The organism is Pseudomonas sp. MMS21 TM103 (assembly GCF_022132145.1).
Lineage (GTDB): Bacteria > Pseudomonadota > Gammaproteobacteria > Pseudomonadales > Pseudomonadaceae > Aquipseudomonas.
Map to the genome: position 1 here is coordinate 41,913 of NZ_JAJISP010000006.1, position 18,189 is coordinate 60,101.

Below are 18,189 nucleotides of genomic sequence, written 5' to 3' on the forward strand. Positions count from 1 at the left end.
CGAGGGCGTCGACCCGATGCTGCCGACGGCAGAACAACCAGCGACTGCGATGCGGGCTACTCGCCGGCTTCCCTGGCGGCCACATCGCGGCGGCGCAACGACTCGGTTTCGACTGCGCACGGGAGGGATGATCGGGTTATGGCGGCCCTGCGCGGAACAGCCGATGCCAGCGGTAGTTATCGCTCGTGCAGGTCCGCGAGCGGATGCGGCCGATGCTCAGTTTGCTGCTGTCATTCTGACGGCTAAAGCTCAGGGGGCGCGCAGGATGAGTGGCAGGTTGCTGGCCGAATGATCATGGCGACTTCGGTTTTCATCGTCGCGAAACTGTATGCCCAGGACCGTTTGTCCTGGAAGGGCAACCTTCAGGCTACGGCCTGCACGACGATTTCATGTATGATATGCGCCCTTTTCGTCACCCGACTGTCCGAGAACGCCTCCCATGCAGCTTTCCTCGCTCACCGCGGTTTCCCCCGTTGATGGCCGCTATGCCGGCAGAACCAGCGCCCTGCGCCCCATTTTCAGCGAATACGGTTTGATCCGTTTTCGTGTCCTGGTTGAAGTGCGCTGGTTGCAACGCCTGGCCGCCCACGAAGGCATCGGCGAAGTCCCAGCCTTCTCCGCCGAAGCCCAGGCCGTACTCAATGAACTGGCGGACAACTTCGCCATTGAGCACGCGGAGCGCGTCAAAGAGATCGAGCGCACCACCAATCACGACGTCAAGGCCGTGGAATACCTGCTCAAGGAACAGGCCGCCAAGCTGCCTGAACTGGATAATGTCAGTGAATTCATTCACTTCGCCTGCACCAGCGAGGACATCAACAACCTGTCCCATGCCCTGATGCTGCGTGAAGGTCGCGATAGCGTGCTGTTGCCGCTGATGCGCCAGACTGCCGGAGCCATTCGCGAGCTGGCGGTGAAATTCGCCGACGTGCCGATGCTCTCGCGCACCCATGGCCAGCCCGCCTCGCCGACCACCCTGGGTAAAGAGCTGGCCAACGTGGTTTATCGCCTCGAGCGGCAGATCGCCCAGGTAGCGGCAGTACCACTGCTGGGCAAGATCAACGGCGCCGTCGGTAACTACAACGCTCACCTGTCGGCCTACCCGCAAGTCGACTGGGAAGCCAACGCCCGCGCCTTTATCGAAGGCGACCTGGGCCTGCAGTTCAACCCCTACACTACGCAGATTGAACCGCACGACTATATTGCCGAGCTGTTCGACGCCATCGCCCGCTTCAACACCATCCTGATCGATTTCGATCGCGATATCTGGGGCTATATCTCCCTGGGCTATTTCAAGCAGCGCACCATCGCAGGTGAAATCGGCTCCTCGACCATGCCGCACAAGGTCAACCCGATCGACTTCGAAAACTCCGAAGGCAACCTGGGTATCGCCAACGCACTGTTCCAGCATCTGGCCAGCAAGTTGCCGATCTCGCGCTGGCAGCGTGACCTGACCGACTCCACCGTACTGCGCAACCTTGGCGTCGGCTTTGCCCATAGCGTTATCGCTTACGAAGCAAGCCTCAAGGGAATCAGTAAGTTGGAGCTTAATGCTCAACGTATTGCTAATGATCTAGATGCTTGCTGGGAAGTGCTGGCTGAGCCCATCCAGACCGTGATGCGCCGCTACGCCATCGAAAACCCCTACGAGAAGCTCAAAGAGCTGACTCGCGGCAAGGGTATCAGTGCCGAAGCTCTGCAGACGTTCATCGACGGCCTCGATATGCCGGCCGCAGCCAAAGCCGAACTGAAGTTGCTGACCCCAGCCAACTACATTGGCAATGCAGTCGCTCAGGCCAAGCGTATTTAACCGACAGAGTCCCTTGCACGCCCGGCAGTGCCGGGCGTTTTTATTTTTGGGCTTTTATTTATTTCAAGGGCTTAGCGATGAATCCTGATACTCCGCTGCAGCTGTTGGGTGGCCTTACGGCCCGTGAATTCCTGCGTGACTACTGGCAGAAGAAACCCCTGCTGGTGCGCCAAGCCATGCCCGGCTTCGAGAGCCCGATCTCGCCGGACGAACTGGCGGGTCTGGCCCTGGAAGAGGAAATCGAGTCGCGCCTGGTAATCGAGCACGGCGAGCGCCCATGGGAATTACGCCGCGGCCCTTTCGCCGAAGACGCCTTCGCCCAACTGCCGGAGCGCGACTGGACGTTGCTGGTGCAAGCCGTCGATCAGTTCGTGCCGGAAGTGGCCGAATTACTCGAAGAGTTCAAGTTTCTGCCCAAGTGGCGCATCGACGACGTGATGATCAGCTTTGCCGCCCCTGGCGGCGGTGTTGGTCCGCACTTCGACAATTACGATGTATTTCTGCTCCAGGGCTACGGCAAGCGCCGCTGGCAGGTCGGCCAGATGTGCAACTCCGATAGCCCATTGCTGCAACACGCGGACCTGAAGATCCTTGCTGAATTCGCTAAAACTGAAGAATGGGTACTGGAGCCCGGCGACATGCTCTATCTGCCGCCGCTCCTGGCCCACTGTGGTACCGCTGAGGATGATTGTATGACCTATTCCGTAGGCTTCCGCGCGCCTAGCGCCGCTGAAGTACTGACCCATTTCACCGACTTTCTCGGCCAGTTCCTGCCTGACGAGGAGCGCTACAGTGACGCCGATGCGCAACCGACCAGCGATCCGCACCAGATCCAGCGCGACTCGCTGGATCGTTTGAAAGCCCTGCTCAATGAACACATGAGCGATGAGCGCCTGCTGATGACCTGGTTCGGCCAGTTCATGACCGAACCGCGCTACCCCGAACTGATCGCCACTATCGAGATCGACGAACCAGCCTTCCTAGGCAGCCTGGAAGATGGCGCCGTGCTGATTCGCAACCCCAGTGCACGCCTGGCCTGGTCCGAGGTGGGCGACGACCTGGTGCTGTTTGCCAGCGGCCAGAGCCGCCTGCTGTCTGCCAGCCTGCGTGACCTGCTGAAGCTGATCTGCTCGGCAGACGCGTTACATGTCGACAACCTTGCGCCATGGCTGGTCGATGACGAGGGGCGTAACCTGCTATTGGAGCTGGCCAAGCAGGGTAGTCTGGAGTTCGCCGATGAATAGCATTCACGTGCGCCTGGCCGACTGGCAAAAGGACAACGCCGAACTGCGGCGGATTCGCGAGAGCGTATTCATTGCCGAGCAAGCGGTGCCGCCAGAACTCGAATGGGATGCTGAAGATCCCGAGGCATCACACTTTCTCGCCTACGAAGGCGATTACCCGATCGGAACCGCACGCCTGCTGCCGGACGGGCATATCGGCCGGGTTTCGGTACTCAAGGACTGGCGTGGTCTGAAAGTCGGCGATGCCCTGCTGCGCGCGGTGATTATGGAAGCGGAAAAGCGTGGCCTGCAGCAACAAATGCTCAGTGCCCAGGTGCAGGCCACTCCGTTCTATGAAAGGCTTGGCTTTGCCATTGTCAGTGGCGAATACCTCGACGCCGGTATTCCCCATGTGGATATGGTGCGCCACAGCCAATAGACACGAGGTCAGGATGAACGAAAACGCCCCGTCAGATGCAACCGAGAGCAACGAGCCAGCAGAGCTTCCCGCCATCGAGTTTCAGTCGCCGGGGCGTTTTGCCGTCCGCAATCCCGATTCCGTCCTGGCGAACAACCCGCTGACAGAACCGGCCCCGTTCATCCTCGGCGAGCACCTGGCGCTAGAGCGCTTCAATCATCCCGAGATGGCCCGTGCCCATGCCCTGGCCATGCTCCAGCAAGCCCAGCGCAGCCTGTGCATTTACAGCACCGACCTGGAACCCTGGCTGTACCACCACAGCAGCATCCAGGAGGCCTGCACGCGCTTCCTGCTTGCCAGCCCGCAGAACCGCCTGCGCATCCTGGTCAAAGACCTAACCCGGGTGGTCAAGCAGGGCCACCGCCTGCTTGGCTTATCGCGCCGACTGTCGAGCAACCTGCATATTCGCAAGCTGCACCCGGATTACCCCGCAGAAGAAGTGGCGTTTTTGCTGGCCGATGACCGCGGCTTGCTGCTGCGCCCGGAGCCCGAGCAATGTGCCGGTTATGCGCTGTACCAGGATCCCGCCCGCGCACGCTTGCGCCAGGCTCAATTCGATCAGGCCTGGCAAACCAGCATCACCGACCCGGATATAAGGAGCTTCCTGCTATGAGCGCACGCAACCTGCTTGCGGCCCTGCTATTAAGCATGGCCCTGCCCCTCTGGGCGGCCACCGAGGTCATCCCGCTGAGTTACCGCACCGCCGATGAGGTATTGCCGGTAGTCCAGTCGGTGCTTGCCAGCGATGGTCGGGTCAATGCCTATGGCAACCAATTGATTGTCAACGCCACGCCAGCCAAGATCGCAGAAATCCGCCAGTTGCTCGAGCAACTGGACACCCGCCCACGTCGCTTGCTGATCAGTGTCGACAGCTCTGAATCCAGCTACCAGAACCACCGCGGCTATCGTGCCGACGGCACCCTGAGTGCCGGCAATGCCCAGGTACAGATTGGTCGGGGCGAAACCAGCGGTCGTGACCAGGTGCGCATCATCAGCCGCACTACCGACAGCCGTGGCGGTGGCACTCAAGAGGTGCAGGCCAACGAAGGCTACCCGGCGCTGATCCAGGTTGGTCAAAGTGTGCCCCTCAGGTCAACCAGCACCGATCCCTATGGCCAGGTGTACAGCAGCACCGAATACCGCGACGTTACGCGCGGTTTCTATGTGACCGCCAGCCTGACGGGGGAGATTGTGCATATCAAGATCAGCAGCAACCATGACCGACTGAGCGAGTCGCAGCGAGGCGTGATCGATATCCAGAGTACCGATACTCGGGTTAGTGGCAGGCTTGGGGAGTGGATCAGCATCGGCGCTGTTAACCAGCAGAGCCAGGCCGAGCAAGGCGGCTTCCTGCGTCAGCATTCGACCCAGGGACGTGAGGACATGACGCTGCGGGTCAAGGTCGAGATTGCCGACTAAAACCTGCCCAGAACTGACCAGCCGGTCGTCGTAATACTTATGTAGTAGTCGCGAAAAAGCACTACAAAACGTTTGACGAACACTTTTAGCAGAGGCATTATGGCCTCGCTCCCGCTAATCAGGGGCCCTGGAAAGGGTCTCCGGATCGTGTTCCAGCTTACCGCTAGAGCCGATTCGTGTTGTAAAGCCCACAAGGCAGTTCGACGAGATTGCGACTGGAACGAAGTTGTCCTGAGGGACGGGGAAGCGCTTCAACGTAGCAGCCAGCAGACAGTTACAGCCACTGAGTCGTCCAACGGCATCCACGAGCCGGTAAACGCCAAATGACTTGCTCATTTGCAGCAGTTGTAGTCGACCGCACTGTTCGTTTCGTCCCCCTCCCCCCAGTTACAACTGCGCGCTGGTCAATATCTCTCGTACTGTTGTGAGCCCCCGCAACCATGACCTTCACAGGTTTTGAGTGGGAAAGCCGGTGCTCAACCAAACACATACTTTGAAGGATTGACCATGTCAGCTTATCAAAACGACATCAAGGCAGTCGCCGCTCTGAAAGAGATCAACGGCAGCAGCTGGAGCGCGATCAACCCGGAATCCGTGGCTCGCATGCGCACTCAGAACCGCTTCAAGACCGGTCTGGAAATCGCGCAGTACACCGCCGATATCATGCGCAAAGACATGGCCGAGTACGATGCCGACTCCTCCGTCTACACCCAGTCCCTGGGCTGCTGGCATGGCTTCATCGGTCAGCAGAAGCTGATTTCGATCAAGAAGCACTTGAAGACCACCAACAAGCGCTACCTCTACCTGTCCGGTTGGATGGTCGCTGCTCTGCGTTCCGAGTTCGGCCCACTGCCGGACCAGTCCATGCACGAGAAAACTTCGGTCTCCGACCTGATTGAAGAGCTGTACACCTTCCTGCGCCAGGCTGATGCCCGCGAACTGGATCTGCTGTTCACAGCCATGGACGCCGCTCGCGAAGCTGGCGACCAAGCCAAAGTCGCTGACCTGCAGAACCAGATCGACAACTACGAAACCCACGTAGTACCGATCATCGCCGACATCGACGCTGGCTTCGGTAACCCGGAAGCCACCTACCTGCTGGCCAAGCGCATGATCGAAGCAGGCGCTTGCTGCATTCAGATCGAAAACCAGGTTTCCGATGAGAAGCAGTGCGGTCACCAGGACGGTAAAGTTACCGTTCCTCACGCCGACTTCCTGGCCAAGATCAATGCTGTGCGTTACGCCTTCCTTGAGCTGGGTATCGACAACGGTGTAATCGTTGCGCGTACCGACTCCCTGGGTGCCGGCCTGACCAAGCAGATCGCTGTAACCAACGAGCCGGGTGACCTGGGCGACCAGTACAACTCGTTCCTCGATTGCGAAGAAGTCTCCGCCTCCGACCTGAAAAACGGCGACGTGGTCCTCAATCGCGAAGGCAAATTGCTGCGTCCCAAGCGTCTGCCAAGCAATCTGTTCCAGTTCCGTAAGGGCACTGGTGAAGAGCGCTGCGTACTCGACAGCATCACCTCGCTGCAACACGGTGCCGACCTGCTGTGGATCGAAACCGAGAAGCCGCACGTTGGTCAGATCGCGGCCATGGTCAACGAGATCCGCAAAGTGATCCCGAACGCCAAGCTGGTCTACAACAACAGCCCGTCCTTCAACTGGACACTGAACTTCCGTCAACAAATGTTCGACATCATGGTTGGCGAAGGCAAAGACGTATCTGCCTACGACCGCGCCAAACTGATGAGCATTGACTACGACGAAACCGAACTGGCTGTTCGTGCAGACGAAATGATCCGCACCTTCCAGCGTGACAGCTCGGCTCAGGCGGGTATCTTCCACCACCTGATCACCCTGCCGACGTACCACACCGCCGCGCTGTCCACCGACAACCTGGCCAAAGGTTACTTCGCCGAGCAAGGCATGCTGGCCTACGTCAAGGGCGTGCAACGCGAGGAACTGCGTCAAGGCATCGCCTGCGTCAAGCACCAGAACATGGCTGGCTCCGACATCGGCGACAACCATAAAGAGTACTTCGCTGGCGAAGCTGCTCTGAAAGCCAGCGGTAAAGACAACACCATGAACCAGTTCGGCTAAGCGCCATTGGTTCACTCAGTCAGTGACCTTGCGTCTCGTCTGAGCCTTGGCTAGTCCTGAAACAGGGTTACACCTGGTTCACTTAAAACGCCCGATGCATCGCATCGGGCGTTTTTTATTTCAAAGATAGATGGGGCATTGGCTATTGTTGATCCGCATCGACTAACCATGCGAGCGGCCTCAAGCGAGTCTGGGCCGTGGTAGCTGGAACTCGGCCTTCAATACTCCACTCACCCATCCAGCCAGTGCGGTTCGCCATACAACCGTTGATTGGGCTCGGGGCAGCACTGAAACTCGCCTGCTGCGAGCATCTCCGGGGGCACGCTTGACCATGCGGGTCGCTATTCACAACCGATAACAAGCTGTGAACCGTATTCAGGGCCGGGCAACAGATACAAAAAAGCCCTGCACTGCAGGGCTTTTTCATTTGCGCGAACAACCAGCGTCCATTCAGAACCTGGCCATGATCGACCTAGCGCTGCAGGCTTTCGATACCACCTACGCGAGTCTCACGGGCAAAGTGGTCGCGGGTCAGCTTGACCACCACCGGACTGAGCAGCAGCAGGGACAACAGGTTGGGGATTGCCATCAGACCGTTGAGGGTGTCTGCGACCAACCAGGCGAAGTCCAGGTGGGCCACTGCGCCGAACGGCACAGCCAGGACCCAGAGAATGCGGAACGGCAGGATAGCCTTGGTGCCGACCATGTATTCCCAGCACTTCTCGCCGAAGTAGCTCCAGCCGAGGATAGTGGTAAAGGCGAACACCACCAAGGCAACGGTCAGGATATAACCACCGACACCGGGCATGGCCGATTCGAAGGCTGCCGCCGAGAGCGCCGCACCGCTGAGGCCACTGGTCCAGACGCCGGAACAGATGATCGCTAGGCCGGTAAGGGTGCAGATGACGATGGTGTCGATAAAGGTACCGAGCATGCCGATCATGCCTGAGCGCACCGAACTGTTGGTGGTGCCGGCCGCCTGAGCGATACCGGCGGTGCCGAGGCCCGCTTCGTTGGAGAAGATACCGCGCGCCACACCGAAGCGGATTGCCGCCATGACCGCCGCACCGGCGAAACCACCAGTCGCTGCAACCGGAGTGAAGGCGTAGGTGAAGATCATCTCGAAAGCTGCCGGGATCTGTGCGGAGTTGACCACCAGCACCACGATGGCGGCGATGACATAGGCCACGCACATGAAGGGAACCAGGGTAGCGGCGACCTTACCGATACGCTTGATACCACCGAGGATGACCAGGCCGACGAAGAGCATGGTGACCAGACCGGTCAGCCACAATGGCACGGCAAACGTCGCCTCAAGGGCCGCGGCCATGCTGTTGACCTGCACCATGTTGCCGATGCCAAAGCCGGCGAAGCCGCCGAAGATGGCGAACGCAGTACCCAGCCACAGCCACTTCTTGCCCAGGCCATTCTTGATCGCATACATCGGCCCGCCAACGTGCTCGCCGCGCTCGTCTTTCTCGCGGTAATGCACCGCCAGTACGACTTCGGCGTACTTGGTGGCCATGCCAACCAGAGCGGTACACCACATCCAGAACAGGGCGCCGGGGCCACCGAGGAAGATTGCAGTGGCTACGCCGGCGATATTACCGGTACCGACAGTCGCCGCCAGGCAGGTCATCAGAGCCTGGAACGGGGTGATCTCGCCGCTTTCGTCATCGCCTTTCTTGCGGCCTTGCCACATCAATTTGAAACCGGCGCCGATCTTGCTCAGCGGCATGAATTTCAGGCGCAGCATCAGGAACAGGCCGGTGCCGAGGATCATCACCAGCATCGGCGGGCCCCACACGAGACCGTTGAGTTGATTGACCAAACTGTTGAGGGTTTCCATCTAAGGTTCCTTATTCTTGTAGTAATTGCGAGGTTGGGTACCCTTCGCATGCTCGACCGCCGGGTAGGCAGTTTTGATCGACTGACGCCATCAGCTACAGATTTCAGCAAGGCCGCATGGGTGAAGGCATTCGCCCTTGCTGTAGCGGGCGCCAGTATAAGAAGAGATTCGCAGTCGATTTAACTGTTTAGAGGACAGAAGTTAGCTGTATCTGCCGTTTAAGACAGATTAACCAAAGATAGATGGCAGCATATCGGCAAGACACCGCATATTCAGCGACCAACCTTGTCCCTCAAGTGCCAGCGACCACTCAACATGCCCCGACGTGACTAGAAATCGCGCCGATAAAACAGGTCAAGTGAACTGGCCAGGCCACTGGCAGCCTCGAGATAGAGGCGTTTACTCAGCTCATAGCGTAATGCGATGGTGTTCGCCGGCTCGAACACGCCGACCCCATAGCGCAAGCTCAGGCGCTCCGACAGGCTGCCGCTGGCCACCACACTGGTGTTGATGCCACTGCCCTGGCTATCCAGTTGGAAATCAGTGATGCCAAGCGCCTGCGCCACGCTGCCGGTCACACTGGCGCTACCGGCCAATCCCATGGCAAGCGCCGCCTGGGCCAGCATATTGTTGTCGCCGCTGCTTTGTCCCAGCGGCCGGCCGAGCACCAGGTACGACAGCGCCTGCTGCTGACTCATGGCCGGCTCGGAAAACACCTCGGTGGTGGGCTGTTCGGCATTGCCGCTCAGGCGCAGGCCGGCGACCACCGAATCGACCCGGCGAATCGCCTCGACATCCAGGTAGGGCTGGTCGATTGGTCCGGCGAACAGCAAACGCGCCCGGCGAATGGTCAAGCGTTGGCCATAGGCACGATAGCGACCATTGTTCAGGCTCAACTCGCCGCGGGTGTCGAGGTCATTGCCAACATGCACGCGCCCGGCCAGATCGGCATTGAGACCGAAACCACTGAAGCTCAGGCGCTCCTGCCCGACATCGACATCGATGTCCATGGCGATCGCCACCGGCTGCGGCTCGATGCTTTCACTGCCGACGATCACCGCATCCTCCGAAACCTTGACTGTCGAAGGCGGCAACTCGCGGATGACAATCTTGCCGCGCGGGATCAGCACCTTGCCGGCGATGGACAGCTGCTCGGCAGCGATGCGCAAGGCCAAATCCGGCTCGACCTCCAGCTGCGCATAGGGCTCGATGTCGACCGGCAGACCACTGCCTCGCAGCCGCAGCTCACCGAGCAGCCCATCTCGCCAGGACAACTCGCCGGCCAGACTGGCCTGCCCACGTTCGCCACTGCGCCAGCCACCGCTGAGTTGCAGGCTTTCCCCGGCAATCCGCGCGTCCACCTGCAAGGCCTCGACCGTCACGGGCAGTTGACCGCCGGACAGTTCGCCCCCAGTGAGTTGCAAGCGACCATCGATTTGCGGCGCCAGCAAGCTGCCGGACAGGCTGCCGCTGCCGTCGAGACGCCCAACCAGATGCTCGACCATCGGCACAAACGGGCGCGCCAGCGCCAGGTCCAGACCGGTCAGACGGAATTCTCCGGTCAATGGTTTGCTCGCCTCACGGGGATCGAGGCGGGCTTGCAGGCGCAGTTCACCGATTCTCGGCCCACGCAATTTCAGCCGGGTATCGATTTGCTGCGCACGCAACTGGCTCTCCAGGCGCAGGCTGTCATAGGCAAAGTCCAGCCATTGGCCGCGATCGCGGATGCGCCAGGTACCGCTGCCGGCATCCAGCACGACCTGCCCGCTCGGCCCCGTCGCCGGCAAGTCGAGCTGCACCTCGGCATTCAGCAGGCCTTGCCAGGCGAAGTCCTTGGGTAGCCATTGCGCCAGGCTGTCGAGGGGGAAGTCGCGCAGACGATAGCGCAGCTTGGGTTCAGGCTGTAGACGTTGATCCTCGCCACACAGGCTGGCCGCACCGGAACGCCAGCAGTGCGCCGCGAGGCTGAGCTGGCCGTTGGCCAAGCGGACCAGCGCGGCGGGTTGCTGCAAGCGCCAATCCTGACCACCGCTTTGTACCTTGCCGCTGCTCAGGCGTCCGCGCCAGGCCCCCTGATCCAGGCGTCCATCGAGGGCCAAGGCACTCTGCAACAAGGGGCCCGCGAGTTTGAGTTGCAGCCGTTGCTGGTGCCAATCACCCTGTCCGCTGGCCGTCAGCCGGCCCAGTTCGGTCTCACCCAGGACAATGCCTTGGGCGTCCAGCTCAACCCGCGCGAGCTGAGCGCTATCGAGACTGACATCGAGCTGAAGGCGTTGCAGGCGCTGCTCGCTGTAAGCCAGGCGCTGCCCCTGCAGGATCAGCTCACCTTGAGGCGTCTGCAGGCTGCCGGCCAGGTCGAGTTGGCCCTCGAGCTGCCCCTGAAACTGCGGCCATAGCTGGCCCAGACGCGGGAGATTCAGGCGCAATTGCCCGCTCAGGCGCTGATTCAGCTCAGCACTGCCGTCGATGCGATTGTCGCCCAGGCGCAGCACCAATTGCTGCAGCCCCCAGCGCTGGCCGGCCCCGGTGAGCTGAGCCTGGAACTGCGCTGGCTGACCGCGCAAGCGGCCGTCGAGGTCAATCTGTGCAGTCAGGCTCAGTTGCTGAGCCTTCAGCTCGCCCTGGCTATACAGCGGCCCGCCCAGAGTCCCTGGCAGTTCCGCCAGCCAGTAGGCCGGATCCAACTCATGCAGTTGCAGGCGCGCATCCCAACGCAGGCCATCGGCAAAACCCAAGGTCAGTTGGCCATCGGCCCGCCCCTGACCTGCACGCAACTGTAAATCGGGCAGGTGCAGCTGCTGTAAATTGCCACTGAGCGGACTCGCCAGACTGAAAGCCCCGGCCGGGCCATCCAACTCGGCGGTGAAGTGACCCAGGTAGCTGCCATCGCGATAGCTCAGCTCACCGCTCAGTCGGTGCAATGCCACCGGGGGTTCTTCAACATCGGCATACAGCCGCCGCCAGGGAAAGTCCTGCCAATCGACACGACTGTCCAGGCCGAACCCCTCGCGCCAGTCCAACTGACCACTGAGGCGCACCTGTTGCTCGGCGCTGGCGCCTAGGGTCAAGCTGGCAATCTCGGCACCATCGGCCTTCAGCAGCCCCTGCAGGGTCAGCGCCAGTGGCCCACCCTCGCCCGGCAACTCGGCGTTGCCGCTGACATGGTAGCCGTCGGCCAGATCCCCGCTGGCCTTCAACGCTATCTTGTTCAGGCGCAGTGTATCCGCCAGTTCGCTGCTGGCCCTGAAGCCGTCGGCGTGCAACTGCAAGCTGGCCGGGACGTTATCCGCCAGCGGCTGCACGTTGCCGTGCAAACGCCCATTCAGGTACCCCGTGCTATCGGCGCTGACCTGCAGGCTTTGTTGCAGATCACCGACAATCTGTACGGCAAGCTGCCAATCCTGTTGCTCCGGCGCCGGTAGTTTCACCTCGCCGACGATACTCAATGGCCAGTCGCCACTGGGCTGCAGTTGACCGCTAAGGTCCAGGGCGAAGTCGCCGCGCTGCAGGCGCAGACTGTCGAGCTGCACACCAGCGCTGGTCCAGCGGGCCACCAGGTCCAGGCCCTGTAGCTGTTCATCGCCATTGAGTTGCACGCTGCCGATGTGCACTTCGCCCAGTTCCAGGGTCAGTGGCAGCTGCACCTGCGGCAAATGCCACGGCGTATCGCCCTCCTCCTCGCCAGGCGGCATGAGCAGCTCGATGCGCTCGATCTGCAGCCGTTCGACGCACAGTGTCAGGTGCAGCAGACAGAGCGGCGACCAAGCCACCTCGGCCAGGCGGATGTCCACCTGACGGTCACCTTGCTGCCAGCGCAACTGTTCGGCGCGCCACTGCCCGCCCAACTGGCCACTGAAATTGCTCACCTGCAGGCCCGCGACCCTGGCCAGCGCCCAGCGGCTGCCGGCATTGCTGGCGAGTACCCAGGTCAGCATCAACACCAGCATCAGCAAGATGCCGAGCAGAGCCTGGAGGCTGTATTTCAGCCCGCGCCTCACAGTTCAGGCCCCATGGAGAAATGCACCCGCACCCCACCCGGGTCATCCAGCGGATGCGCCAGGTCGAGACGCAGCGGACCGACCGGCGAGACCCAACGTAGGCCGATGCCGACGGCGCTTTTCAAGGAAGGAAAGGTCAGCGAGTTGAAGGTGTTGCCCTGGTCGACAAAGGTCGCCACGCGCCAGCGCTCGGCCACGCTGTACTGGTACTCGGCGCTGACGGCGAACAGGTAGCGGCCACCGATTTTATCGCCCTGGCCGTTTTCCGGCGACAGGCTCTGGTAGTCGTAACCACGCACGCTCTGATCGCCGCCAGCGAAGAACCGCAGCGACGGCGGCACTGCGGAAAAACCGCCGGATTCGCTCCCACCTAACTGCACCCGCCCGAGCAAGCGATGCTTTTGCGCCAGGGTGGTCAAGCCTTTGAGCAGGACTTCGCCGTGCAGCACGTCGGCATCGGAGAGTAAGCCGCGTTTGGCTGCCGAGAGATCGAATTGCAGGCGATAGCCATGCTGCGGATCGACCTGATTGTCGCTGTGCAGGTACGCATAGCTGATGCCGGGCATCAGCAAGGTGCTCAGCCCGGCATCATCGCCGAGTTGGTATTGCTCATGCTTCCACTTCAGCGAGATGACCCGCTGCCAGCCACTGTCCAGCTTGCTGTGCCACTCTGGCCCTAGGGTCAGCAGGCGGCTGAGACTGTCGTTGTCGGCCAGTTCCTGAGACTGATAGCCGCCGGCGTAACGCAGCTTGTCGGTCAGGGGCGGGTCGCCGGGTACGTCGTACCACAGCCCGACGTTCTGCCGCGGCGCCGACAATTCCATCTCGGCGCCGTAGCTGTGCCCCTGCGGGTTGACCCAATGGCGGGTCCAGTTGGCGCGACCCCGCGGGCCGACATCGGTCGAAAATCCCAACCCCAACCCCATGCTGCGTGGCTTGCGCGTTTGCAACTGAACAGTCACCGGAATCCGCTGTTGCTCGGCGGCACTCGGATTGGCATCGACGCTCACCGTCTCGAAATAACCACTGGAGCGCAGCGCCTGGTACAGCTCGGCGATCAGCTCGGAGTCATAGGGCGCGTCGACGGCAAACGGCACCATGCGTTGCAGCAGTTGCTCGTCGAACGGCGCATCGCCCTGAAAACTGACAGCCCCCAGCTGGTAGCGCGGGCCGCTATCGTAGACCAGCTCGATGTCGGCAACCCCGGCACGCGGGTCGATACTCAGGCGTTGACGGCTGAAATGCCCTGCGAAAAAACCATAGCGCGATGCCTGGTTCTGGATCTGCCGCTTGGCGGCGTCGTAACGGCCATGATTGAGTACCGTGCCGGCCTTGAGCCCTTGGGAGCTGGGCTGGCGAAATTCGCGCAACTGCTTGGCCGGCCCGTCGATGCGCAGGGTCACCTCACGCAACCTTACCGGTTCGCCGGGGATGATGCGGATGGTCAGGTGCAATGGCTCGCCTTCGCTGACCTCGCTGGTGATCTGCGCCTGGTAGTAACCCAGGGCCTGCGCAGCCTTCTGCGCCTGCGCCTCGGCCACCCGGCGAAAACGTTGCAAGGCCTCGAGGTCGCGCTCGCCCAGGCTGCCGATATAGCCTTCCACGTTCGCCTTGAGTGCGGCATTGGCCGGCTGCACCCTGACCAGCAGTCGCGCTTCGGCCAGTACCGACGAGCTCAGCAGGAGCAGCGTCAATCCGGCCAAAAATCTGGGAACCATTCTCATGAATGCGATGCTAGCACGTGCCAAGCGGCATGCCAGAGCGCATGGCGGTGTTCTCGCCGAGCATGCCGTTACTGGTTATTTCCGCAATTGCACACCGCAGAGAGGCACGGGTTGCGATTCGCTTCCGGCAACGCGGGCCTCTGCTGGTCTGCACGCCGTCAAGCGCTGGCTTTGACTGCGTGCTGCGGGTTGGGATGGAAGAATACGTGCTCGATGATGGGTCCTACCGCCACTTCACCTATTTCTTCGTAACCATGGCGCTTGTAGAAGTCCAGGTAGTGCGGGTTGCCGGTATCGATCACCACGCCTAGCGAACTTGCATCCTCGGCACACCAGTTATGCAGCGCGCCGAGCAACTGCTCACCGAGGTGCTTGCCCTGGAACTCGGGGTGCACGCCGAGCAATGGCAGCACATGGTATGGCCCTGGCGGCAGGCAGGCCAGGATGGCATCGTGGTAAGCGAGATAACGTCTGGTACAGCGAAAACCGGTGGTCAGCAGCATGCGCATACGCCAGTTCCAGCTCTCGGTGATATCCAACCGGCGCTGCGGTGGTGCGATCAACGCCATGCCAATCAGGCGGTCATCGATCAGCAAGCCAATTGCCGGCAGATCCTCGCTGAAATGCTGCTGCACCAACTCGCGGACGGTGGCCCGCACGCGCTGGTCGTATCCAGGGCGTTCGGCTTCGAACAGGTAGGAAAAGGTCGGCTCATGGCGATAGGCGTGGTACAGCAGCGAGCGCGCTTCACGGGTATAACCGCTATCAAGCATACGGACTTCGGCAGGGCTGTTCGGCATAGGGTGCGACCTCTGACTTTTCTTGATCTACTTGGCCTGTAGCCACCCTAGCACCGCAACCCAGCGACAGCCAGAACTGGCCGCGCGGTTGCCGGATCGGCTAGCATCGCAACTTTGCTACACCGACCCCAGGATTTGCCGCCCATGAAGATCGTCTCCTTCAATATCAATGGCCTGCGTGCGCGCCCGCATCAATTGGCAGCCTTGATCGAGAAACACCAGCCGGACGTGATCGGCTTGCAGGAAACCAAAGTCTCTGATGAGCAATTCCCCGAGGCGGAAATTCGCCAACTCGGCTATCACGTGCACTACCACGGCCAGAAAGGCCATTACGGCGTCGCCCTGCTGTCGCGCCAGGAGCCCCTGGCGCTACACAAGGGCTTCCCCGACGATGGCGAGGAAAGCCAGCGACGCTTTATCTATGGCACCTTCGCCGACGCCCAAGGAAACCCGATCACCGTAATGAACGGCTATTTCCCGCAAGGCGAAAACCGCGCCCACCCGACCAAGTTCCCCGCCAAACAGCGCTTCTACGCCGACCTGCAGCAGCTGCTGCTTAGCCAGTTCCAGCCAGACCAAGCCTTGGTGGTGATGGGCGATATCAATATTTCGCCTGAAGATTGCGACATCGGCATTGGCGAAGAAAACCGCAAGCGCTGGCTCAGAACCGGTAAATGCAGCTTTCTGCCGGAAGAACGCGAGTGGCTGGCCAGCCTGAAGAACTGGGGACTGGTCGACAGTTTCCGCCACCTCAACCCCACGGTGAACGATCGATTCAGCTGGTTCGACTATCGCAGTCGCGGTTTCGAGGATGAGCCCAAACGCGGTCTGCGCATTGATGTCATTCTGGCCTCGCAGTCCTTGCAAGCGCGTATCAAGGACGCCGGAATAGATTACGAACTGCGCGGCATGGAAAAACCCTCGGACCATGCACCGATCTGGCTGGAACTGAGCTGAGACGCTCGCCTGCTGCACCGCCTCCATGGAAATGGCGCCCTGCGCTCCACCCCTTGTCTTGAGCAATCCGCGATTCGCAAGGAGTCACTTGCCGAAGGCACTGCCCCGGCGATCAGCGGTACTACACACACTACGGCTGGTTGTCGCTTCGCACCGAACGGAGCGTCGCCAGTACCGCCCTGCGCACCCGCGCTAGAGCGGCCAAGCCAACACCCACTGTCATATTACCGTCATCTTTTTGTCTTATCGTCGCGACACCTTCAATTGCCTCTACAAGGTGTCCACCGCATGCCGCGCGCCCTGCCTGCTTGTGCTCAGCCAACCTGGAGCAGTACCTGCACCTTCCTGCTGCTCGGTTTTATCTGTTATGCCCTGCCCTTGGCTGTATTCGCCGCCCTGCCGAGTCCCGCTGACAACAGCAGCGCCCTGCATATCCAGGGTTCCAACACCATCGGCGCGAACCTTGGCCCGGCGCTGGCCAGGGGCCTGCTCGAAGCACAAGGGCTGAAAGCGATACACGTCGAAGCGGGCACCGTCGATAACGAACAGAAGATCATCGGCATCAACAGCGACGGTCGCCGCGTGACCATCGAAGTCGCAGCCCATGGCTCCAGCACCGGTTTCGCCGCCTTGCAAGACGCAAGCGCCGACCTGGCGGCCTCTTCGCGCCCGATCAAGGACAGCGAGGTCAGCGCCCTGGCGGCCCTGGGCGACCTGCAAAGCCGCGATGCGGAACAGATCATCGCCATCGACGGTCTGGCGATCATTCTCCATCCGAGCAACCCGCTTGGGGCATTGCGCATCGAGCAACTGGCACAGATATTTTCTGGCGAGTTACAGGACTGGGCGCAGGTTGGCGGTAACAGTGGGCCGATCAAGCTGTACGCGCGCGATGACAACTCGGGTACCTACGACACCTTCAAGGAACTGGTGCTCAGTGCTAACGGCACAGTCCTGGCGCCCAGCGCGTTGCGCTTCGAGTCCAGCGATGCGCTCTCCGACGCGGTCAGCCATGACCCTGACGGCATCGGTTTTATCGGCCTGCCTTATATTCGCCAAGCCAAGGCCGTGGCCATCGCCGCCGGCGAGTCGCAAGCCATGCTGCCCAGCACGACTCTGATCGCCACTGAGGACTATCCATTATCGCGGCGGTTGTTTCTCTACAACCGGCCGGACGTACCCAATCCCTGGGCCAAGGCGCTGATCAGTTTTGCCCAGAGTCCGCGCGGACAGGCCATCGTCGCGCAAAGCGGATTTATCGCGCAGACCGTGCAAGCGATACAGGTCGCCCCGGACAGCGCCATGCCCGAGGCCTATCAGACCCTGGCCCGTGAGGCGCAACGCCTGTCGGTGAACTTCCGCTTCCAGCAAGGCAGCGCCGCGCTGGACAACAAAGCCCTGCGCGACCTGGAACGACTAATCGCCTACCTGAGTGCCCAGGGCAAACTGCAGCACAAGGTGGTGCTGGTCGGCTTCGGCGACCCCAAGGCCGATCCGGCCAGGGCCGAGTTGCTGTCAAAGCTGCGGGCCATGGCGGTGCGCCGCGAACTGGCTAAGCGCGGGGTGATATTCCGCGAGATTATCGGGCTCGGCGCCGAGCTGCCGGTGGCCGCCAACAACGCCGATGAGGGACGGATCAAGAACCGACGCGTCGAAGTCTGGGTGTATTGAAGCCTGAGCAGCGAGGAACAGCGTCGCCCTGCCCAACAACACCCTGGAGTTGCCCCGCAGACATTTCAGCCCTAGCCTTACTAACGGCTCCTGCTGACGCTGTGTCTCGCGGCGTGACGCGGAGTCACTAATTTGCTTTGAACTCGGGCGGATAGCC

12 protein-coding genes are annotated in these 18,189 nt (G+C 61.1%); 8 read left to right on the plus strand and 4 right to left on the minus strand.

Features of this window, described 5'->3' with window-relative positions; all coding sequences use genetic code 11:
* Positions 1–439 precede the first annotated feature (439 nt).
* From purB to LJY18_RS17670, 6 genes are all read left to right on the plus strand, one after another.
* Positions 440–1,810: an adenylosuccinate lyase gene (gene purB, locus LJY18_RS17645; protein WP_238043097.1), complete on the plus strand. Its 1,371-nt coding sequence runs from the start codon at positions 440–442 to the stop codon at positions 1,808–1,810.
* A 77-nt stretch (positions 1,811–1,887) separates the two neighbouring features.
* On the plus strand, positions 1,888–3,054 hold the full coding sequence (locus tag LJY18_RS17650; protein ID WP_238043099.1) for a ribosomal protein uL16 3-hydroxylase: 1,167 nt from the start codon (positions 1,888–1,890) through the stop codon (positions 3,052–3,054).
* On the plus strand, positions 3,047–3,472 hold the full coding sequence (locus LJY18_RS17655) for a GNAT family N-acetyltransferase (protein ID WP_238043100.1): 426 nt from the start codon (positions 3,047–3,049) through the stop codon (positions 3,470–3,472). The genes LJY18_RS17650 and LJY18_RS17655 overlap by 8 nt, the downstream gene beginning before the upstream one ends.
* A 13-nt stretch (positions 3,473–3,485) precedes the next feature.
* Entirely contained in the window at positions 3,486–4,124 is a 639-nt protein-coding gene (locus LJY18_RS17660; RefSeq protein WP_238043102.1) for a DUF7931 domain-containing protein, read from the plus strand.
* Positions 4,121–4,930 carry a secretin N-terminal domain-containing protein gene (locus LJY18_RS17665; RefSeq protein WP_238043103.1) on the plus strand — a complete coding sequence of 270 codons (810 nt, stop codon included), beginning with the start codon at positions 4,121–4,123 and terminating at the stop codon, positions 4,928–4,930. Before LJY18_RS17660 ends, LJY18_RS17665 begins: the two co-directional genes overlap by 4 nt.
* A 507-nt stretch (positions 4,931–5,437) precedes the next feature.
* On the plus strand, positions 5,438–7,033 hold the full coding sequence (locus tag LJY18_RS17670) for an isocitrate lyase (protein ID WP_238043104.1): 1,596 nt from the start codon (positions 5,438–5,440) through the stop codon (positions 7,031–7,033).
* Positions 7,034–7,505: 472 nt separating this feature from the next.
* Here the strand turns inward: LJY18_RS17670 and LJY18_RS17675 are convergent, their stop codons facing one another.
* The 4 genes from LJY18_RS17675 to LJY18_RS17690 form a co-directional block, all read right to left on the minus strand.
* Positions 7,506–8,882, minus strand: a complete 1,377-nt coding sequence (locus LJY18_RS17675; protein ID WP_238043105.1) for an alanine/glycine:cation symporter family protein — start codon at positions 8,880–8,882, stop codon at positions 7,506–7,508.
* 329 nt (positions 8,883–9,211) lie between these two features.
* Positions 9,212–12,880: a translocation/assembly module TamB domain-containing protein gene (locus LJY18_RS17680; RefSeq protein WP_238043106.1), complete on the minus strand. Its 3,669-nt coding sequence runs from the start codon at positions 12,878–12,880 to the stop codon at positions 9,212–9,214.
* A complete protein-coding gene (locus tag LJY18_RS17685; RefSeq protein WP_238043107.1) occupies positions 12,877–14,604 on the minus strand; it encodes an autotransporter assembly complex protein TamA in 1,728 nt (575 codons plus the stop codon). The genes LJY18_RS17680 and LJY18_RS17685 overlap by 4 nt, the downstream gene beginning before the upstream one ends.
* A gap of 158 nt (positions 14,605–14,762) precedes the next feature.
* On the minus strand, positions 14,763–15,404 hold the full coding sequence (locus tag LJY18_RS17690; protein WP_238043108.1) for a GNAT family N-acetyltransferase: 642 nt from the start codon (positions 15,402–15,404) through the stop codon (positions 14,763–14,765).
* Positions 15,405–15,548: 144 nt separating this feature from the next.
* Here LJY18_RS17690 and xthA point away from each other — a divergent pair, with 144 nt between their 5' ends.
* Together xthA and LJY18_RS17700 are read left to right on the plus strand one after the other, a co-directional pair.
* Entirely contained in the window at positions 15,549–16,361 is an 813-nt protein-coding gene (gene xthA / locus LJY18_RS17695; RefSeq protein WP_238043110.1) for an exodeoxyribonuclease III, read from the plus strand.
* Positions 16,362–16,649: 288 nt separating this feature from the next.
* The gene (locus LJY18_RS17700; protein WP_238043111.1) at positions 16,650–18,032 is read left to right on the plus strand and encodes a substrate-binding domain-containing protein; all 1,383 of its coding nucleotides are present in this window, start codon (positions 16,650–16,652) and stop codon (positions 18,030–18,032) included.
* Positions 18,033–18,189 lie beyond the last annotated feature (157 nt).

Coding starts and splice junctions, on each gene's coding strand:
- purB (WP_238043097.1), top strand. CDS start 440: ATGCAGCTTTCCTCGCTCACCGCGGTTTCCCCCGTTGATGGCCGCTAT.
- LJY18_RS17650 (WP_238043099.1), top strand. CDS start 1,888: ATGAATCCTGATACTCCGCTGCAGCTGTTGGGTGGCCTTACGGCCCGT.
- LJY18_RS17655 (WP_238043100.1), top strand. CDS start 3,047: ATGAATAGCATTCACGTGCGCCTGGCCGACTGGCAAAAGGACAACGCC.
- LJY18_RS17660 (WP_238043102.1), top strand. CDS start 3,486: ATGAACGAAAACGCCCCGTCAGATGCAACCGAGAGCAACGAGCCAGCA.
- LJY18_RS17665 (WP_238043103.1), top strand. CDS start 4,121: ATGAGCGCACGCAACCTGCTTGCGGCCCTGCTATTAAGCATGGCCCTG.
- LJY18_RS17670 (WP_238043104.1), top strand. CDS start 5,438: ATGTCAGCTTATCAAAACGACATCAAGGCAGTCGCCGCTCTGAAAGAG.
- LJY18_RS17675 (WP_238043105.1), bottom strand. CDS start 8,882: ATGGAAACCCTCAACAGTTTGGTCAATCAACTCAACGGTCTCGTGTGG.
- LJY18_RS17685 (WP_238043107.1), bottom strand. CDS start 14,604: ATGAGAATGGTTCCCAGATTTTTGGCCGGATTGACGCTGCTCCTGCTG.
- LJY18_RS17690 (WP_238043108.1), bottom strand. CDS start 15,404: ATGCCGAACAGCCCTGCCGAAGTCCGTATGCTTGATAGCGGTTATACC.
- xthA (WP_238043110.1), top strand. CDS start 15,549: ATGAAGATCGTCTCCTTCAATATCAATGGCCTGCGTGCGCGCCCGCAT.
- LJY18_RS17700 (WP_238043111.1), top strand. CDS start 16,650: ATGCCGCGCGCCCTGCCTGCTTGTGCTCAGCCAACCTGGAGCAGTACC.